The following is a 19,127-nucleotide window of genomic DNA, read 5'->3' on the forward strand; positions in this document are numbered from 1 at the left end:
CTCTTGGCCTCAAAATCAAAAAATCACCATGCAAGAAAAAATCAAAGTTGCTGTTTTGGACATGTACAATGGTAAAGCAAATCAGGGCATGCGCTGTATTCATGACATCGTTGGGAGGTTTGCAGATGAGCTGAGTCTTGAGGTTTTTGATGTCAGACAAAATGCTGATGTTCCAAACATAGAAGACTTCAACCTATATATTTCTTCAGGAGGCCCGGGTAATCCCCTTGAGGGGGATGGTGTTTGGGACACAAAATACTACCAACTGATCGATGATATTTGGGTTTGGAATAGAACAAACGAAAGAAAAAAATATGTTCTTTTCATCTGTCATTCCTATCAGATGGCAGTACAGCATTTTGGGCTTGCTAAAGTAACCAGGAGAAAATCCACCTCTTTTGGGGTAATGACCATCCATAAAACCGAATCTGGGATGACAGATCCGCTATTCGAAGGATTGGACAATCCATTTTGGGCTATAGATTCCAGAGATTACCAAGTGGTGCAAGCCCATCAGAAAAAATTCAAAGAACTGGGTGCTGAAATCATTGCACTTGAAAAAATCCGAAACCATGTAGAGTATGAAAGAGCCATCATGGCCATCAGATTTTCACCGGAAATGGTCGGAACTCAATTCCACCCTGAAGCTGACCCCGTCGGTTTTTTGAGCCACCTCAAAAAACATGAAGTACGGGATGAAATCATTGACCTGAGGGGTAAAGCAAGGTACCTCGCCATGCTCGAACATATCGTCGAAGAGCATACAATCTATAAAACAAACGAAACCCTGATCGCAAACTTTCTGAGTCAATCGATCGGTTTTATCAAAGAACAACAAGCGATATTTATTTAATTATTTTCCTATGATTCAGCAGCACCGGGAGTTTTTCAACCTAAACTTCAATGTGGAAAAATACCAAGCTTTTTTGGATGACCTTGCCTCTGACTTTGACTATTTACCGACCTTCAGGGTAGCTGAGTCTCCTTTTTTTATTCCTGACAACCTCAAAGAACAGCTAATTGAAGGTTGTCAACATGTAGTCGATTTTATCAAGAGGGAGGATTTCAATTCTTTGACTGAAAAATCGCTGAGCTTCAATTTCAATGTGCCAAATCAAGACCAACACACTCAATTTCTTGCCATCGACTTTGGCATCTGCGAAGAGGATGGAAAGATCATTCCCAAATTAATCGAAGTGCAGGGATTTCCATCTGTGTTTAACTTTCAATACAATCTCTTTGAGAAAATAAAGAAGTCCTATCCCTACCTCTCTGAATTCACACCATATTTCAACGGTTTGGATGCTGAAGGTTACCTGACCATTCTCAAAGAAACAATCCTAAACGGGCATAATCCTGAGGAGGTCATCCTGCTCGAGATCGAACCTGAAAAGCAAAATACAAAAATTGATTTTTACTATTGCCAAAAGGATTTGGGGGTTCCATTTGTTTGCGTTACAGAAATTATCAAAAAAGGAAAACAACTTTTTTACACCAACTCAAAAGGTGTTGAGATCCAAGTCAAAAGGATTTATAACAGGGTGATTTTCGATGAGCTTGAGGCCAGGAAAGACTTGAACATGCAATTCTCATTTTTGGAGGAGCTGGATGTGGAATGGGCAGGACACCCAAATTGGTTTTACCGCATCAGTAAATTTATCCTTCCTTACCTGAAAGGGCCTTATTTCATTGAGACCACTTTATTGAGCGAGTTGAAGGAAATCCCCGCTGATCTGGAAAATTACGTCTTAAAGCCATTGTTTTCTTTTTCGGGCAGCGGCGTGATTTTTAATGTCAAAAAATCGGATGTTGAAGCAGTAAAAGACAAAGACCTCTTTATCCTTCAAAAAAAAGCAAAGTATGTTCCTGTTCTCCAAGCCATTGAAGGAAAAGTGAAAGCAGAGATTCGCATGTTGGCAGTATGGCCTGAGAAAAACGAGAACCCTACCCTGATCGGCAACCTTGTAAGGCTTAGCCGCGGGGAGATGATAGGTGTCAAATTTAACAAGGACAAAGATTGGGTGGGCGGAACGATAGGCTTGCTTGAAAAATAACATGTGTATCCGCTTTCTTGCACGTAGCCAAACAATCATTTGTTGGAGGAGCCATTAAACACCCGGTGGACTGTCGTCTGTGGAAGAGGAAGCGTATTCGATACAACCTCCTATAGCCCAACCGGCAACATTGCGGATATTCATAAAAAATAAAAGCTATTGCTTTCCTAGCAATGTCTCAAGAGGAACAATCTGGTAGCCTGATTTTTTAAGTCTATCTATCAGTTGGGGCAGGCAATTATAAAACTTGTCCGTCCGCTTTTCTCCAACGCCTACATGCATCAGGAGGATAAAACCATTTAATCCTTCGGGGTTCTTCTCCTCATATTCCCAGATACTTTCATAAATCTCTTTTGAACTGATATAATTGGACATACTTGGTTCTGTATAGTCTGCCTGGGTCCTGGTTCCCGATGAAAAATTGATCAGTTGAAAACCAAGCTTCGTAGTCCATTCACTGATTCTCTCATTGTAATACTCATATGGAGGTAAAAAATAAATGGTGTTTTCCTGCTCAATTCCAAATCTTTTCATCTCTTCATAATTGTCCAACAGATCCTTCGAAAATGTATACCTATCTAGCAAAAGCTGACTTCTATCCTCCCAAGAACAGTATAGAAGATGTTTGTCGGAATGGGCACCAAGAAAATGACCGTGGTACTTGATGGCTTTGATAAGTTTTTCAAACTCATGGTTCCTATAAAAATCCCCTGTGAAAAAAAACGATGCCTTCACCTTGTTTTTTTCTAGGGTCTTTAAAATATCCCAACCTCCCTCCGCAAATTCATGTCCTGTCAAAACCAAGGAAACCTGTTTTTTAGACTTATCACCCCTGACGATCCCGTCATACAAATATTGGTTTTGACAAAACGATTCCTGATAAAAAGAAAGAAGAAAAGCCATAAAAAGGCCTAAAAAGGTTCGTTTTGTTTTCATGAGAGATAGGGCTTGTTTTTTGCCTTTTGGGTTTGTTCCAAAAAGCCTTCTCGGTCCAATTGGCACCGAACAGAAAATTAACTATGGTTTAAATTGATCTGAATTAGATGAATGTCCTTTTTTATGGTATCCGGTTAGGCCTAAAAACATGTGAAAGGTGAACGATTGCTTAGGGGTGATTTCAATTTACTCGCGAGATTTCACACAATATTCCAATAAATTTGAATAATTCAAAATAAAGAAACACCATCTGTTTAAAATCACTTTATTTTTAGAATCTTTTTGATAGTTTCATGTCTTTAAATCTTTTGAGCATATATTTACCGCAATCACATTTCCAACCAATGATAATAGGGATTTTAAAAGAACCCCAAGACGAGTCCAGAGTAGCTCTTTTGCCTGAAGCGGTAAAAACTCTCATCAGCTGGAAAGTCTCGGTACGGGTAGAAACAAATGCAGGCGCGCGAGCCTATGCATCGGATGAACTTTATAAAGAGTCCGGCGCAGAAATCCACAGCAGAGAGGAGATTCTGTCACAATCAGATGTTGTGATCGGAATCCAACCAATTTCCCAAACAGAAATTACAGCCTTGAAACCTGAAGCCATCCTGATGGGGCAAATGGGTGCTCTTTTCAACCCAGAACTTACCTCCTACCTAATCCAACAGAAAAAAACTGCATTCAGTATGGAGTTGGTTCCGAGGACAACCCGCGCTCAATCCATGGATGTGCTTTCATCTATGGCCACTGTAACCGGATACAAAGCAGTATTGATGGCTGCCAATCTTCTTCCCAGGTTCTTCCCGATGTTTATGACTGCCGCAGGAAGTATCACGCCTGCGAGGGTATTGATTTTGGGTGCCGGTGTGGCGGGCTTGCAAGCCATCGCTACATCAAGGAGGTTGGGAGCTTCTGTTTTTGCATTCGATGTCAGGCAGGCGGCTAAAGAGGAAGTGCTTTCCTTGGGAGCCAAATTTGTCGATGTCGAAGGCGCCAAGGAGGACAAAGGAGCGGGAGGATATGCTGTCGAACAAACTCCGGAGTACATCCAAAAACAAAAAGACACCATCCATGAACATGCCACCAAGGCAGATATCATCATCACTACAGCCCAGATTCCTGGAAGAAAAGCGCCTCAATTGGTAGAAGAAAGAACCGTCAGGGCTATGAAGCCGGGTTCGGTGATCATTGACCTTGCTGCTTCCTCAGGCGGAAACTGTGCGCTTTCCCAACCGGATCAAACTGTGGAAATCAACGGCGTGCGCATCGTTGGAGTTGGAAATCTCGCATCAAGCATGCCACAGGATGCAAGCAAGATGTATGGCAAAAATTACCTAAACTTTCTCAAATTGATCATCAAGGACGGAAACATCAACCTTAATTTTGAAGATGACATCGTCACAGGCACCTGTGTCTGTCATGCAGGCAACCCGATCAGTCCAAGAATTATTCAAATGCAAAACAACTGACCATGGAACAAGTGTTAAGTTATATAGGCGAAAATATGGAGATGGTTTATTTCCTGCTGTTAGCCATCCTTTTGGGCGTGGAAGTGATTTCCAACGTCCCAGCTATCCTTCATACCCCCTTGATGTCCGGAGCCAATGCGATACACGGAGTAGTAGTGGTAGGTGCCATCATTGTCATGCTTCAGGCTTCTCCCGACAATTACCTCGCTTTGTCAGTCGGCTTCTTGGCTGTATTGGTAGGCACATTGAATGTCATCGGTGGATTTGTGGTTACCGACAGAATGTTAGAGATGTTCAAGAAAAAACCTAAGAAATCATGACGCTCAACATACTAGAAATCAGTTACCTCATCGCATCCCTGACATTTATCTTGGGATTGAAAATGCTCAGCAATCCGGATTCAGCTAGAAAGGGAAACCTCATCGCGGCTGCCGGCATGCTTATCGCCATTATTGCGACCATCACCCTATATCAGGATTATGATTCGGGAAAATTGATCAATTACGGGTTGATCTTCCTGGGATTGATCATCGGAACCGTCATCGGAACCATCATGGCAAAAAAGGTTCAAATGACTTCCATGCCCCAAATGGTGTCTTTCTTCAACGGGATGGGCGGTGCCTGCGCGGCTTTGATCGCGATCATCGAATTCCAACACCATCAGCACAGTACCGTAACCGGTTTTGATGGGGAACTGTTGGTGATGCTTTTGGGCCTTTTGATCGGTTCGGTTTCATTTTCCGGTTCTATTATTGCCTACGGCAAACTGGAAGGAAAAATCCAGGACAAAGTATTGCCGCTGAACCAAGTCATCAGCATGGTCATGTTAGGAGCAATTGTGGTATTGATCGTATACCAAATGGTAAGCGGTTCTGACCCCCTTCTATTCTATGTCCTTCTTGGTATTGCCTTGGTTTACGGCGTCTTGTTTGTAATGCCAATAGGTGGTGCAGACATGCCGGTTGTGATCTCCCTATTGAATTCATTTACAGGCATGGCTGCGGCTTTTGGGGGTTTCCTTTATGGCAACAAAGCCATGCTGACAGGAGGTATTTTGGTCGGTTCGGCAGGAACAATCCTGACCATCCTCATGTGTAAAGCGATGAACAGGTCCTTGACCAATGTATTGCTTGGAGCTTTTGGAGGAGCAGCCGCAGGAGGAGCGAAATCAGCAAGCGGAGACCAAACCGTAAGAGAAATCAATATTTCGGATACAGCCGTATTGCTTTCCTATTCACAAAGTGTTGTAATCGTACCGGGATACGGATTGGCAGTAGCACAGGCGCAGCATATTTGCCATGAACTCGAAAAATTATTGGAGGAAAAGGGAGTTGAAGTCAATTATGCCATCCATCCGGTGGCGGGACGTATGCCCGGCCACATGAACGTGCTTTTGGCGGAAGCTGATGTACCTTATGAAAGGATGCAGGAAATGGAAGAGATCAATTCCAAGTTTGCCAACACAGACGTGGTGGTGGTCATTGGGGCCAATGACGTGGTCAATCCAGCTGCCAAGAATGACCCTTCCTCTCCGATATATGGCATGCCAATCCTCGAAGTCGACCAAGCCAAAAATGTAATCATCCTCAAAAGAGGTATGGCGGCAGGTTATGCCGGTATAGAAAATGAACTCTTCTTCTATCCAAAAACCAGAATGCTTTTTGGAGATGCAAAAGCCACACTACAAAAACTAACTGCTGAGGTGAAAGAAGTGTAAAAAATTGTCCGATGACGGATGACAGATTTTTTGCAATTCTTTAATCTCTGCTGGGTTAATAACTGAAATCAGAATTTAAAATAAACCTCTTACTTCATGAAGACAAAAAAGCCCTCGCTAACAAGCTTGGGCTTTTTGCTTTTAGACTAATAAGAAAAACCCATCGGCTAATCAAAATTTCCTAGAGAAAATTGAAACAAGCATTTTGGCTAATCAAAATTCTTAAAAAAAACTGCCTTTTCTTCCCAATTAGATCAGCGAAGAGAAAGCAGTTTAGATGATTTGATCTAATTCTACTAAAATATGCATATATGCATTGATTTCAGTAAAATGATTTTCCAATTTAAAGCATGGCCGGAAACCATAATGGACGGTACATCGGTCTTCCGACTTCCGTCTTCCAACCCGTTTGTGGAAGATTATTGGCCTCCTGGCAAAGTAGCGGACAACCAAAATAAATAGATCTACCTAACCCCAAAAACATATTCGATCTTATGGCTGTAAGTTTCTCCCGGATTCAACCTTGCTGTAGGGAAATCAGGGCGGTTTGGAGAATCGGGAAAAAACTGAGGCTCAAGGCAAAAACCATAGTTTTTGGTGTAAGTCACTCCATTGGTAGTCTGCTTGCCATCCAGGAAATTTCCTGTATAAAACTGCACACCGGGCATATTGGAATACATCGTAAAGACCCTTCCTGTACCTGCATGATAGGCTTCCGCCATTTTGGTAAGCTGGCCATCGTGTTCTTTTTTCACGACAAAATTATGGTCATAGCCGCTTCCTGTATCGGCAATTCTTTCGCCGATTTTGTGTGGGGTAGTAAAATCAAAAGGAGTACCCGCCACAGGCGCAATCTCTCCTGTCGGTATCAGACCGGCATCCACGGGTGTATAGTTCTCGGCAAAAATGGTCATCTCGTGTCCAAGAATATCCTCTTTCATATCGCTCAGGTTGAAATATCCATGTTGCGTGATATTGACGACAGTCGGTTTGTCCGTCTTTGACTCGATGTCAATGGATAGTTTATTGTCCTTGGCCAAAATAAAAGTCATCGTCGTAGTCAAAGTTCCGGGATAGCCTTCTTCGCCATCAGCACTGACATAAGTCATTTTGACTCCCACAGCATCTTCGAGTTCAAGCATTTCAGCGTCCCAGATTCTTTGGTTGAAACCGACTTCTCCTCCATGCAGGTGGTTTTCACCGTTATTGGTAGCCAAGGTATATGTCTGCCCATCCAAATCAAATTTTCCTTTGGCGATTCTATTGGCATACCTTCCTGCTGTCGCGCCAAAAAAGTAACTGTCTGTGACGAAATCTTCTACTTTATTGTAAGTAAGCATGACATTTCCTGAATTGCCGTCACGGTCAGGCACAAATATCCTTGAAATCGTCGCCCCGTAGTTGGTCAGTTCTACTTCCATGCCATTCCCGTTTTTTAGGTTAAAGACCTCGGCATTTTTGCCATTCATTTGGATATTTTTTACCATAACTTCAAATTTGATTTGTTCTTCCACCTTTTGCTCTTTTGGGGCTTGGCAGGAAATAATGCTATAAAATAAGATGAGAGTGAATAAATAGGTTAAGTTTTTCATTTTGGAGGGTTTATTAGGTAATATAAAACTAAATACCAGAAAATGAGCTCTATTTTAGGTGAAAATCAATCACAGCATTTTCAGTGGCTTCATTTTTGGAAGTAAGGTAGAAAAACTGTTCCAACTATGAAAAAAATCATCTTATTATCATTGGCTGTAGCCACTTTAAGTGTATCCTGTGTTTCCAAAAAGAAATACGTCCAACTTCAGAACGACAAATTCCAAACCGAAGCTGCTTTGGCAGAGACACGTCAGCAAAAAGAAGCTTTAGAAGCTGAAAAACAAGTTTTGGAAGATAAAATGGGAAGAATCGAAGCCCGCGTAGCTGAGTACAATAGCAGAATCAATTCATTGAAAGAAGAAAGCGACTCTAAATTCAATTTGGATGGAAAAACTCCCATGTCCAATGACACTAGAGGAAAACTCAATGCAACTTTGGCCAATGTATCTGCTGCAGAACTTGAGGGAGCAAACAACCTGGAAGATTCCATCAATGTGGCGATTTCCCACAACCTAAAAAAATCCATTACTGACGGTACAGCCGAGCAAAATGATGACATTCAGATCACTGTAGACAAAACAGTCGTAATGATCAATGTATCTGACAGACTTTTATTTAATACAGGTAGCTATCAGGTATCCCGAAATGCTGATGGCTTGCTCAAAAAATTAGCCGAAGTCATCAACTCAGAACCTTCTCTTGAGGTGATGATCGAAGGTCATACTGACCCTAGAACAATCCAGACCGGTGTACTCCAGGACAATTGGGATCTAAGTGTCAAGAGAGCAACTTCTATCGTAAGGATACTAGAAACCAAATACAAGGTGGCACCTGAAAAAATGATCGCTGCAGGTAGAGCTAGCTACATACCTTTAGTAGAAAACGACAGCAAAGAAAACATGGCCAAAAACAGAAGGACCAGAATCGTTCTCATACCTGATATGGATAAGTTCTTTGCCATGATTGAGAATTGAGATTTTCAAAAAAACTAAACCAGAAACCATAATAAAAATTCAAAAGCCGGGAAAATTCCCGGCTTTTTTTGGAATAGAATTTCACATTTCCATCATTATTTTTTTTTACATAGCTCCTTTTGGTTCTTTGGATGCAAAAGGCTCAAATGGATAGTTTTTTGGTAAGACTTCCACCCCGGTAGTAACTTTGATAGGGGCTTGTCCCGGATAGGTAAGTTCAACAAAATACCCTTTGTAACCTTTTTCAGGCTCTTGAATTTCGACCTCATATCGGCCGCTTTCATTGATCAGGATTTCTGAAGAAGTCCATTTTGGACCCAATATATCAATTCTGAAATCACGTGATTCCTCGTTGAGGGCAGACCAAAGTTTGATGGAGGCAGGTTTCTCATTGGGATCTGTGGTGATCAATATTTTTTGTCCTTGGATTTTCCAGTCATATTTTGGGCGCGGAGTATCATTCAAAACAGAAGCATAAAAAGCAATCATATTGGGTAAGGCATCGGACTCACTCAGGTCATGTCCAAAGTTGGGAACATATTGGATGTGCTTTTCTCCTTGTAAGCTATCCCAATAAAACTTCCAGCTATCGGGGAGAAAAAACTGATCTCCCGCTGCATTGATCAGCAGTTTTGGCATGTCATAATCTTCAAGGTAGGAATAAGGTTCGGTGATTTCCAAAAGCCTGTCGTATTCTTTAGACCCTTGCCAATCCATAATTCCCTCCCTCACATAGTCATCAACTGCCGGCGCCCAAAATCCATAATTTCTCCAATGATGCTGAAAAGATGGTACAATATTCAAAAGGTCAATAACAATGGGAACCATCGCAACTACCCTCTCATCCACAGCAGCTGTAGTCCAGGTCGTCCATCCTCTTTTTGAAGCACCCGCTACCACATATTTATCTACCTTTTTACTGTGTTGTTTTTGGGCTACTTCCGTAACCACGTCCATCGCCAATTTGACGGCTTTGGTCATTGGTAGACGCGCCAGCCAATAGGCATCTTCATCTTTGGCACCACCTTCCATAAATTTTCTCCAGCCATAGGCAATGATCGCATCCTCATACCTTTCACCGAAAGTATCATTGGCAAATACGATTGGCTGAAAGGGCACATTGTGAATCTGTGCCACAATTGAATTGGTCCGCGTGGCGGCCGCTAAAACCAAATCATCCGGTTCTGTAGGTAACTTAGAATTTTTACTTCCTCCACCAATCCACATCATACCAGTCTCATAGGGTGTGTCTTTTGGGACTACCATCGAGACGTAATGCCACCATTCAGTGTCATCTACAATGTCTTTGGTAAGCCAATGCTGTGAATGCATCTTCATCACATGGTAATCATACCCTTCACCTTCTGAGCTATGTATGGTTTCATACCTGAAAGTAGAATCAACGGCATGCACATAATCATGGAGAAGTGTATCGGATTTTTCAGAGATGCCGACACCTTCATCTTGCTTGGTCTGACAGCTACTTCCTGTCAAAAAAATCATAAAAATGGCTAATGATTTCAAAATAATTTTAGTTAATCTTTGGTTCATTGGTATCTTTATTAGGTTGATTTACCAAAAGGTAAGCAAAATCAATAAAAAGACAATATTTGAAATCATTATCGATTCAAATCCCAATCAGATAGAGATTATTTGGTGCTTGGAAAATCATTCAAGACATGTAAGTGAAACGATTTAACTATTTACTAAGGTAATTATCAACCAGTCAATGCAACTATGTAAGTTTTTATTTTACCTAATTAATTTTTATTACAAAACATAAAATGGTTTTTTCAGACTTTTGATTAATTTAGTGAGATAAAAAATACTCATAAGTTAGATATATCCAATCATGACAGATATTGACAAAAAGCAGCATTGGGAGAATATTTACCAAACAAAGAATTTTTCTGAGGTGGGTTGGTATCAGAAAACCCCGACCGTTTCACTCGCCTTCTTTGAAGCATCTGAAATTCCAAAAGCTGCCAAAATTATAGATGTTGGCGGTGGGGATAGTTATTTGGTTGACCACCTTTTAGATTTGGATTTTGCACATATACATGTACTGGATCTATCCCGAAGAGCCATTGAAAAAGCAAAAGAGAGATTGGATAAAAACGCTTCAAAAGTAACTTGGATCAATTCCGATATCCTACACTTCCGTCCCAAAGAAAAATATGATGTTTGGCATGACAGGGCTGCGTTCCACTTTTTACGCGATTACGATGAAATAGAGAAATATGTACAAATAGCCAATCATTCAATAACCAAAGGTGGATTGATGCTTATAGGTACTTTCTCTGACCAAGGCCCTACATATTGTAGCGGACTGCCTGTCATGCAATATTCCATGGAGCAATTAGCCGCAGTTTTCAAACCTTATTTTAAAAAAACAATTGCCTCCAAACCGACCATATCACCCCCGGCGGCGCAAGGCAACTTTATACATTTTGCGATTTTAAAAAGGTCTAAAAACCAATCGCCCTTAAATCAGAACTGATTAACTCCTCCATTTGAAACTTTCCATGTCCAAACAAATAATTGACTATTTAAAAAAAATAGGGAGCTGCTGCCCCCTATACTTCTTCACTAAAGAAAAACATCATCGGACAAATTGATCCTTCGCTATTTTTTCTTAAACTTTTGCAAGTTCCAAGCCTCTGATTTTATCTTTCAGTTCTTGCAGTTGAACTTTCATGTTTCCCATCACTTCTTCCGTGTCAATCGGGAAATTGGCGATCAAATCCTGGTAATAAGCAATTCCCTGAGACAGGTTGGTTTTGAATTTTTCCACATAGGTCTCAAACTTCTGTGTTTTTTCAGGCAGCGATTTGCTGATTTCATGCTGAAGGTGTTGGACGTAGAGCTGTAGCTCTTTCACAAAAACCTGCGGTCTTTCGGGATCGAGGGCAATGCTGACCTTGCCATAGATATGGTCAAGCATTTCTTTTAGGCTAAAAACCCCTTTAAAGTACGCCAGATTAGGTCCTGGGCAAATTGTCACCGCCTTTAGGCTTCTTCTTGGCTCCTCACCTTGGTTCAAAATCACCGAAGCGCTCAAACCCTCACAAAGACAGTCTTTCTCCAAAACTTCGTCCATTTCCAATTGTGATGTTTTTCCCTCCGCATAATCTTTCAACTTGAGGTTTTGGTATTCCCGTGAAGCTGTGCAGATCGGTTTGGAAGAAAACTCTGTGCTGAAAGACAGGAATTTTTTGTAGCAAGGACTTCCGGGCCTGTTTTTTTGAATCCTCGAAATCCGCTGTTCCTCCCCGCTGCTGCTGCGGAGATTATTGAAAGGAACACCCAAAGGAGATGCATGGCTCAGGTAATAGTCCGATTTCCGGGATTGGATCAACCTGTCCAAGGTATCCTTGTCCACGCTTGTCGCTTCGGGTACGAGTAAAAAAGGGCTTCCCCAACCGGTACCGTCTAGTTGGTAATAATTCATCAGGAATTTGTCCTCTGCTGCAGAACCAATACCACCTTGGTAGGTGATCTTTGGCATGATATCCTCTGAGAGCAGGTGACTTCCCTTGTCAGTCAAAGCCTTTTGACAGGTATCAAACAATATTTGTCTCAATTCCGCTCTGTTGTTTTTAAACTCTTCCAATATCGGACCGATCAATAATCCGTCAGTGGCAAAGGCATGACCTCCGCAGTTGAGTCCCGATTCGATCCTGAATTCAGAAACCCACAATCCTTTTTTGGCCAAAAATCTACCTTGGATCAAAGCCGAACGATAATCGCTGACTTTGAGGATGATGCCTTTTTTGATTTTTCCATTTAGGTCAGGAAAGAAATCAGCAAACTGCTCAGCATAGCCATACAGTGCAGGATTCATCCCGGCAGAAAACACGACCGAAGATTCCAGGTCACTTTCTGCAAATCCCCTAAGGGCAGAAAGGGCATCTGAATATTCTCTCGACAGTTCATTTCCTTCTTTGTCAAAGTTGATTTTGTCTACTTTGGTCATGATGTTGACATCGATTTTCCCAGGGGAAATAGCCGCTTTCAACCTGCTTTGGATGGCTTCTTTGGCTTCTCCCACTTCCTGCTTCATTTTTTCATAAAGAACATATAGACCATGACTTTCGGGCAACAAAGTGAAATATTCATTGATAGCAATACTGTATTCAAATGACTGGGATTTGAGATCCTCCATTTGTTTGTTGACAGCATCATGTGCTAAATTGAGGTAAGCTTTGATCCTGTTGGCACGGGAATCATCGGTTTTGTCGGTGATCGGCAGGTAAGGAATCTGCAGCTTTCTGCTGTAAATGCGCCTTAGGTCTTCCAACATATGGTCATCCATGATGGAGACCACGGAGGAAATCCCGTATTTGGCAACTTTCATCGGAGTGTCAGCTGTAAAACCCAATCCCATGACCGGGATATGGAAACTATGTGCGGTTGTCGGGGAATTGAACATATGCGTGAGCTTGATCGGTTTTTTTATACTTAGTACAAATATGAAGCTGGCAAAGCTAAATGCATTGAAAAGCCAATTAGGAAACCTCCATCATTAGACAATATGATTTTGGTCAGGGAAAAAGAAAAACAGTTCTTATAAACCAGGTAAACTATTATAATTCTTGAGTGAACCTACAGATGATCGAAAAAAGACATGGCATCCCCTCAAACCCCAGCAACCAAAGAAGTAATAACTGCGTAAAAATTTTTGTCAATTCTTTGTTTTCAATTGTTTCTTCTATTCAATAGTTCTTTTCTTTGATCCTCTTTACCAAACTTTATAAAACTCTATGAAGACTAACTCCTATTTCTCTATTTTCCTTTTCTTCATTGCGCTTACTTTTTATTCCCAGGTGTATGCACAGGGAATTTACACCGCACGAGGTTATTGGGAAGAATCAAACAAAGAAACATACCGAATCATCAAGCAAAAAAGCATTACAGGCATCGCCCTTACGGCTGATGAGGCCTCCTACCTGCAAGATTTTGAAACTTACCTTTCCAATTACTACCAACGCCTTTCAGAAGATGAAAAATCATTCTATGCTAAAATGAAAGAACAGTGGGACAGGGAATTAATGGGACCTCTCAATATTCAGATCATAGAAGAAGAATTTGAATGGCGAAGCAGGGACTATGCGGCCAATATCCTCTTTGGAGCATATTACGGTGCAAGTTTGGTGGCAGTCACAGAAATCAGTAGTGCAGCCACTCTTGGGATCCCCTTGTTGACGGGTGGACTTTGGGCATTGGGGCCGGTCATTGTCCCCAAAAAATATGAAAACATCGATCGCTCTGTCATCCGGGCTAGCACCACCGGGAAATTTCTTGGACTGATATATGGCGGGTCCTTGGCATTGATGATTGGTGGGAATGAAGACTACACAGGACAATTGGCTTTGGGGCTTTCGACTTTGGGAAGTATCGCATTGGGAGAAGTGGGTTTTAAAATGCAGAAGAACAGAAATTTTTCTGAAGGTCATATCGATTTGGTCAGCCACTACGGCACAATAGGCCCATGGTTGGCGGGGGCTTCATTGGGAGCTGCGGAATCGGAAAATTTAAACCTTTATGGCGCAGCTTTTTTGGCGGGTGGAGTCGGTGGTATCCTTGTAGCAAATAATGTTTCCAAAAAATACGATTATACCAAAGGCGATGTAAACAACATTTCAGCCATGTCTTTTGCGACAACAGGTATTGGTTTTGCAATTTTCGCAGAAACACTCCAAAATGATGCGTCAAGTGCAGCGTTACTATTTCCTGCAGCAGGCACCGTGGTCGGTACCATACTCGCCCAAAAAGCTGTAAAGGGAGTTTACCTCAACAAAAAGCAGGGAAGCACCATCGCACTTTCAACGGGCGGTGCGGCACTAGTCGGTCTTGGACTTACGGCGATCTTCGAAACCAATTCCCCTACTCTATGGGTCGGTATTCCTTCGGTGTTTGCATTGGCAACACAACAAATCCTTTTTAACAAATATAAAAAAGACAACCTTTCAGGAGATTTCCTAGGCAAAATAAACAAGGACAAACCCTACAGATTTACCATGAAAGTGACTCCTGAAAATTACTTCGTCAACCAAAGAATGGCTATCCCTTTTGGCATCGTCGGACCAAACACCAACATTTCCAATCCTTTAGTCAACCTGAAGCTGGCTTTCTAGGTTGTCGGGGCTGTCCCTCTCCATAATAAATTGCCTCCTGCTTTAGCTAGAGGTGAATGAAAATCAACAGAATCTCCCGGCTTTAGCCAAACCTAAAACAACTGCTTCAATAAGATTATCAGGTTTTGGCTAAAGCCGATTCTTACTTGCCCTTTATTTTTGAATGGGCTAAAGCCACATTCCTGTTTAACCTCAATATTCCAATACGTCATTCCCCTTTCTGAACATTTACAAATGTTGGCGACTCAGAGTGACGACCCCTAAGCTCATGCCGGACCGTAGCCTGCGAGGTGAAACAGCTCATCACCCATTTAGAACTCTACGCAGCGTTGGAGTGAAGCCCCCTCACATCATGCTGAACGTGGTGAAGCATCTCTATATTCGTTGAGACTGTTCACTGCGTTCAGATTGACGATCCAAAAAAAATTACCTCTACAAGAAATTATCCGTGCCAATAGTCACACCAAATGGCGTAACTTGTCCGTAAACTTGTACTTTATTTAAAAGATGAGACAGTCCCAAAAACAGTTTTCAGCTTCTATCAATCAAAACATTAAAACAAAAAAATAAACAGAATTATGTTCTTCGAATTAGTTTATGACAAAAGTCTGGCGCAAGCGAGTTACGTTATTGGATGTCAGGCAGGAGGTATTGCCGCAGTAATTGACCCAAAAAGAGACGTGGACACTTACCTCAACATTGCCAAAGCCAATAATTTAAAAATCACCCATATCCTCGAGACACATATCCACGCAGATTTCCTGAGTGGTTCGAGAGAACTTGCTGCATTGACAGGGGCTGAAATGTACCTTTCTGATGAAGGGGATGAGAACTGGAAATATGAATTTCCTCACAACAAAATCAAGCACGGTGACATCATCAAATTGGGAAATATCACCTTTGAGGTGCTCCATACACCGGGCCACACACCTGAAAGTGTAAGTTTCCTGTTGACAGACAGACCTGCTACCACCGAACCTGCGATGCTCTTTACCGGGGATTTCGTGTTTGTGGGAGACGTAGGAAGACCGGATTTGCTGGAGCAAGCTGCAGGCATCAAAGGCACGCAGGATATCGGGGCAGCACAGATGTATGATTCATTGCAATCTTTTGCCAAACTCCAAGAGTACATTCAGGTTTGGCCGGGTCACGGCGCAGGTTCTGCCTGTGGCAAAGCCTTGGGGGCAGTGCCGATGACGACTGTCGGTTATGAGAAAATCAGAAACTGGGCATTGAACCTGCTCGATGACAAAGCGGCATTTGCCAAAGAACTTCTTGCAGACCAGCCTGAGCCGCCAAAGTACTTCGCGATGATGAAGAAACTGAACAAGGTGGACAGAAAGCTGTTGACTGAAGTACCAAAAATCAAAAACCTGTCAAAAGATGAATTTGCGAAAGTCAAGAAAGAAGGCCTAAAAATCATCGATGCCAGACCTTGGGAGGAATATGCAAAAGGTTTCCTAAAAGGTACGCTAAGCATTAGCAACAACAACTCTTTCTCCACTTGGATGGGTTGGTACCTGAACTATGAGGAGCATTTTGTTCTTATTGCCCGAGAATCTGAAATCGAAGAACTGACCAGAAAACTGATGAGAATCGGTTTGGATAATATCCATGGATTTATCACTCCTGATCAATTGGCTTCGTTCGAAGCAGGACATCTCGAAAACTACAATCCCATCGACAAAGAAACTGTCAAAGCCAAACTTGAAAAAGGAAATGTGCAAGTAGTCGATGTCAGGGGTGTGGCAGAATACAAAAAAGGGAAAATCGATTCTTCGGACAACCTCTTCGTGGGTAAACTTCAATTGAACCTCGATAAAGTTTCCAAAGACAAACCAGTCATCATCCACTGCCAAGGCGGTGCAAGGGCAGCTATTGCCTACTCTATATTGAGAGCAAACGGATTTGACAATATCCTGAACTACTCCGGTGGCTACAACGACTGGACAGCTTAAGCATATTTGATTCCCAAAACCAAAAAGGAGGACTGAAAAGTCCTCTTTTTTTGTTTTATGGTGGAAGATTATGGATTCAGATTTTTTGGCTAAAGCCAATTTGGTGATTTTATCAAATTTCATTGAATGGGATAAAGCCACATTCCTATTCAATATGAGTTCCATTTGATAAATCCCATCTCGATTTTATGACAAATCCCATTTGAATTGCCTCTTGCTTTAGCTGGAGGCAAAATGAATTCAAAATCCAATGGGCTTTAGCCAAACTATTCCTTGAATTTTTCAAATCCATATTTGCTCATAAATTCATCATACTCTTCCTGAAATGATTTTTTGCGATCGTGCTATTCTTGGTTTTTAGCTTGATAATGAAAAACGGATCCTGTCATTAGTATCAGGGCATGTTCCCCTATCCCTCAGGTACATTCCCGCCCACCATGTCCTATACTCCCCCTACTGATACTCCGTGTCCTAACTACCCATACTACGTGTCCTAGCTATAGATACTCCGCCTCTGGGTTACCCTTGAGCTACATCCCATCTTCACAATCCTTGAAGTAACTTACTAGATTACCCCTACCATTTCGGTATTGAAGATTTACCTAATTACAAAATCCATGACCGAAATAACCAACTAATGCACTTCTTTTTTCCATGGGCTGCGGTGCATGGCAATTCCTGGTATTATGAAGATTGTTTTAGCACCTTCCCCATGGCTACCAATATTTCGCTCTGCCGCGGCGGACTTTTTGTTTGTAGACCTTCTGCGTCAATCTGCGATATCTGCGGGAGATAATAAAACCTACTATTTTCATTGCTCTCTGTGGTGAAATTTTTATAATAGAATAAATCTATTGGGTGATAAAAATCATAAAACGTCTATTGGGATTTTTGTAGATTTAATTTTGGGTTAAAGCAAACTTAAAGCAAAAATACCAGGGTAAAAATCAAGAAAAACATCGCCATCAGTGATTTGGGATTTGTTTTTTTATCCTGGTTCGGGAGATTCTTATTCACTGAATCTATTTTACACAGGACTGATGCTGATCAAAAAAAGATCCTACTCCGACATCCATTTTCAATATAAATGATAGACACTATGACTACCATGAGACTTGACATTCTATCATTATTGCCCGCCTTGTTGTGGATTGGCATTCTTTTGTACCTGCATCAGAATAAAAAAAACGAAGTCTCTATACAACTCCAAAAGAGTGAACAGAACTTAGAGGGTCTGGTCTTGATGGACAAGTATTGCTTTGCCTGTCACCATCCGGGTATGGGTCAGGGACCTTCCGCACGGATTGGACCGCCGATGTTCAGGGTAAGGGAACATTACTTCAGAGAAGGAATGGCAAGGGAAGAGTTTGTAGATCCCATAATTGCCTATGTGCAGCATCCCAGTCAGGACAAATCCAAAATGCCCGGAGCCATCCGAAACTTTGGGCTGATGCCACCGCTGCCCATCGACCAAAAAGACCTGATCAGCATCGTCAATTACATCTATGACCATGACCTTGCATCCGAACAATGGATTAATGAATGGAAAGATCTTAAAAAGCAGGAAAATCCACTACTCTAAAGTAAAAATCACCGATATCATTGTTATGAAGTACCTGGCCTTTCTCTTTTTCTTTTTTCTTCCACAAACAGATCAATACAAAGCTGTGAAAGAACAGATGGTCAAAAACCAGATTGCAGCCCGGGGAATTGCCAATCAGACTATTCTCGAGGCCATGAGGAAAGTACCGCGGCATCTATTGGTTCCCGAAGACCAAAGGGAATATGCCTATGAAGACCTTCCGCTTCCCATCGGTGAGGGGCAGACCATTTCACAACCCTATGTTGTCGCTTACATGACCGACCTTATCACTCCAAAAAAATACATGAAAGTCTTGGAGATTGGGACGGGTTCCGGGTATCAGGCTGCTATTTTGGCCGAAATAGTAGAAGAAGTCTATACCATTGAGATCGTCGAAAGTCTCGGAAAACGTGCAAAAAAGGATTTAGACAACTTAGGCTACACCAATATCAATTTCCGAATCGGAGACGGCTATCTAGGTTGGAAGGAACAAGGTCCCTTTGATGCGATCATTGTCACTGCGGCGGCGGAGAAAGTGCCCCAACCGCTGATCGACCAACTCAAAGAGGGTGGTAAAATGGTCATTCCCGTCGGACCGCAAGGAAAACTACAGGATCTTTTACTTCTCGAAAAATCGAATGGCCAAATTAAAATAACGAACCTAGGCCCTGTGAGGTTTGTACCTTTTACAAGAAAGTAATTTAATT

15 protein-coding genes are annotated in these 19,127 nt (G+C 41.9%); 11 read left to right on the top strand and 4 right to left on the bottom strand.

What is annotated here, in order from left to right:
• The first annotated feature begins 28 nt into the window (after nt 1–28).
• On the top strand, nt 29–853 hold the full coding sequence (locus tag MMU07_RS13935; protein WP_241126486.1) for a type 1 glutamine amidotransferase: 825 nt from the start codon (nt 29–31) through the stop codon (nt 851–853).
• A gap of 10 nt (nt 854–863) precedes the next feature.
• Complete coding sequence (locus tag MMU07_RS13940; protein ID WP_241126487.1) at nt 864–2,054, top strand: hypothetical protein; 1,191 nt, start codon at nt 864–866, stop codon at nt 2,052–2,054.
• A gap of 156 nt (nt 2,055–2,210) precedes the next feature.
• Here MMU07_RS13940 and MMU07_RS13945 read toward each other — a convergent pair whose 3' ends face one another.
• Nucleotides 2,211–2,990 carry a polysaccharide deacetylase family protein gene (locus MMU07_RS13945; protein ID WP_241126488.1) on the bottom strand — a complete coding sequence of 260 codons (780 nt, stop codon included), beginning with the start codon at nt 2,988–2,990 and terminating at the stop codon, nt 2,211–2,213.
• Between the two features lie 344 nt (nt 2,991–3,334).
• Here MMU07_RS13945 and MMU07_RS13950 point away from each other — a divergent pair, with 344 nt between their 5' ends.
• The 3 genes from MMU07_RS13950 to MMU07_RS13960 are packed head-to-tail and all read left to right on the top strand — an operon-like array spanning nt 3,335 to nt 6,176.
• Complete coding sequence (locus MMU07_RS13950; protein ID WP_241126489.1) at nt 3,335–4,459, top strand: Re/Si-specific NAD(P)(+) transhydrogenase subunit alpha; 1,125 nt, start codon at nt 3,335–3,337, stop codon at nt 4,457–4,459.
• Nucleotides 4,460–4,461: 2 nt separating this feature from the next.
• The gene (locus MMU07_RS13955) at nt 4,462–4,779 is read left to right on the top strand and encodes an NAD(P) transhydrogenase subunit alpha part 2 (RefSeq protein ID WP_113924364.1); all 318 of its coding nucleotides are present in this window, start codon (nt 4,462–4,464) and stop codon (nt 4,777–4,779) included.
• A complete protein-coding gene (locus MMU07_RS13960) occupies nt 4,776–6,176 on the top strand; it encodes an NAD(P)(+) transhydrogenase (Re/Si-specific) subunit beta (RefSeq protein ID WP_241126490.1) in 1,401 nt (466 codons plus the stop codon). The genes MMU07_RS13955 and MMU07_RS13960 overlap by 4 nt, the downstream gene beginning before the upstream one ends.
• A 464-nt stretch (nt 6,177–6,640) precedes the next feature.
• On the opposite strand, the gene MMU07_RS13965 is transcribed toward MMU07_RS13960, so the two are convergent.
• Nucleotides 6,641–7,768, bottom strand: coding sequence for an aldose epimerase family protein (locus MMU07_RS13965; protein WP_241126491.1), 1,128 nt, complete (start codon nt 7,766–7,768; stop codon nt 6,641–6,643).
• 126 nt (nt 7,769–7,894) lie between these two features.
• Between MMU07_RS13965 and MMU07_RS13970 the strand changes: the two genes are divergently transcribed.
• Nucleotides 7,895–8,743 (top strand): OmpA family protein, encoded by an 849-nt coding sequence (locus MMU07_RS13970; RefSeq protein WP_241126492.1) that lies wholly within the window; start codon nt 7,895–7,897, stop codon nt 8,741–8,743.
• A gap of 105 nt (nt 8,744–8,848) precedes the next feature.
• Here MMU07_RS13970 and MMU07_RS13975 read toward each other — a convergent pair whose 3' ends face one another.
• The gene (locus MMU07_RS13975; RefSeq protein WP_241126493.1) at nt 8,849–10,294 is read right to left on the bottom strand and encodes a PhoPQ-activated pathogenicity-related family protein; all 1,446 of its coding nucleotides are present in this window, start codon (nt 10,292–10,294) and stop codon (nt 8,849–8,851) included.
• Between the two features lie 301 nt (nt 10,295–10,595).
• Between MMU07_RS13975 and MMU07_RS13980 the strand changes: the two genes are divergently transcribed.
• Nucleotides 10,596–11,243 (top strand): class I SAM-dependent methyltransferase, encoded by a 648-nt coding sequence (locus MMU07_RS13980; protein WP_241126494.1) that lies wholly within the window; start codon nt 10,596–10,598, stop codon nt 11,241–11,243.
• A 135-nt stretch (nt 11,244–11,378) separates the two neighbouring features.
• Here the strand turns inward: MMU07_RS13980 and MMU07_RS13985 are convergent, their stop codons facing one another.
• Complete coding sequence (locus MMU07_RS13985; protein WP_241126495.1) at nt 11,379–13,175, bottom strand: hypothetical protein; 1,797 nt, start codon at nt 13,173–13,175, stop codon at nt 11,379–11,381.
• A gap of 331 nt (nt 13,176–13,506) precedes the next feature.
• Between MMU07_RS13985 and MMU07_RS13990 the strand changes: the two genes are divergently transcribed.
• The 4 genes from MMU07_RS13990 (at nt 13,507) to MMU07_RS14005 (ending at nt 19,120) form a co-directional block, all read left to right on the top strand.
• Nucleotides 13,507–14,880: a hypothetical protein gene (locus tag MMU07_RS13990; RefSeq protein ID WP_241126496.1), complete on the top strand. Its 1,374-nt coding sequence runs from the start codon at nt 13,507–13,509 to the stop codon at nt 14,878–14,880.
• Between the two features lie 578 nt (nt 14,881–15,458).
• Complete coding sequence (locus MMU07_RS13995) at nt 15,459–16,838, top strand: MBL fold metallo-hydrolase (RefSeq protein WP_241126497.1); 1,380 nt, start codon at nt 15,459–15,461, stop codon at nt 16,836–16,838.
• A 1,087-nt stretch (nt 16,839–17,925) separates the two neighbouring features.
• Nucleotides 17,926–18,420 carry a c-type cytochrome gene (locus MMU07_RS14000; RefSeq protein ID WP_241126498.1) on the top strand — a complete coding sequence of 165 codons (495 nt, stop codon included), beginning with the start codon at nt 17,926–17,928 and terminating at the stop codon, nt 18,418–18,420.
• On the top strand, nt 18,377–19,120 hold the full coding sequence (locus MMU07_RS14005) for a protein-L-isoaspartate(D-aspartate) O-methyltransferase (protein WP_241126499.1): 744 nt from the start codon (nt 18,377–18,379) through the stop codon (nt 19,118–19,120). Before MMU07_RS14000 ends, MMU07_RS14005 begins: the two co-directional genes overlap by 44 nt.
• Nucleotides 19,121–19,127 lie beyond the last annotated feature (7 nt).

It is taken from the genome of Cognataquiflexum nitidum (assembly GCF_022538055.1).
Lineage (GTDB): Bacteria > Bacteroidota > Bacteroidia > Cytophagales > Cyclobacteriaceae > Cognataquiflexum > Cognataquiflexum nitidum.

Coding starts and splice junctions, on each gene's coding strand:
- MMU07_RS13935 (WP_241126486.1), top strand. CDS start 29: ATGCAAGAAAAAATCAAAGTTGCTGTTTTGGACATGTACAATGGTAAA.
- MMU07_RS13940 (WP_241126487.1), top strand. CDS start 864: ATGATTCAGCAGCACCGGGAGTTTTTCAACCTAAACTTCAATGTGGAA.
- MMU07_RS13945 (WP_241126488.1), bottom strand. CDS start 2,990: ATGAAAACAAAACGAACCTTTTTAGGCCTTTTTATGGCTTTTCTTCTT.
- MMU07_RS13950 (WP_241126489.1), top strand. CDS start 3,335: ATGATAATAGGGATTTTAAAAGAACCCCAAGACGAGTCCAGAGTAGCT.
- MMU07_RS13955 (WP_113924364.1), top strand. CDS start 4,462: ATGGAACAAGTGTTAAGTTATATAGGCGAAAATATGGAGATGGTTTAT.
- MMU07_RS13960 (WP_241126490.1), top strand. CDS start 4,776: ATGACGCTCAACATACTAGAAATCAGTTACCTCATCGCATCCCTGACA.
- MMU07_RS13965 (WP_241126491.1), bottom strand. CDS start 7,768: ATGAAAAACTTAACCTATTTATTCACTCTCATCTTATTTTATAGCATT.
- MMU07_RS13970 (WP_241126492.1), top strand. CDS start 7,895: ATGAAAAAAATCATCTTATTATCATTGGCTGTAGCCACTTTAAGTGTA.
- MMU07_RS13975 (WP_241126493.1), bottom strand. CDS start 10,294: ATGAACCAAAGATTAACTAAAATTATTTTGAAATCATTAGCCATTTTT.
- MMU07_RS13980 (WP_241126494.1), top strand. CDS start 10,596: ATGACAGATATTGACAAAAAGCAGCATTGGGAGAATATTTACCAAACA.
- MMU07_RS13985 (WP_241126495.1), bottom strand. CDS start 13,175: ATGTTCAATTCCCCGACAACCGCACATAGTTTCCATATCCCGGTCATG.
- MMU07_RS13990 (WP_241126496.1), top strand. CDS start 13,507: ATGAAGACTAACTCCTATTTCTCTATTTTCCTTTTCTTCATTGCGCTT.
- MMU07_RS13995 (WP_241126497.1), top strand. CDS start 15,459: ATGTTCTTCGAATTAGTTTATGACAAAAGTCTGGCGCAAGCGAGTTAC.
- MMU07_RS14000 (WP_241126498.1), top strand. CDS start 17,926: ATGATAGACACTATGACTACCATGAGACTTGACATTCTATCATTATTG.
- MMU07_RS14005 (WP_241126499.1), top strand. CDS start 18,377: ATGAATGGAAAGATCTTAAAAAGCAGGAAAATCCACTACTCTAAAGTA.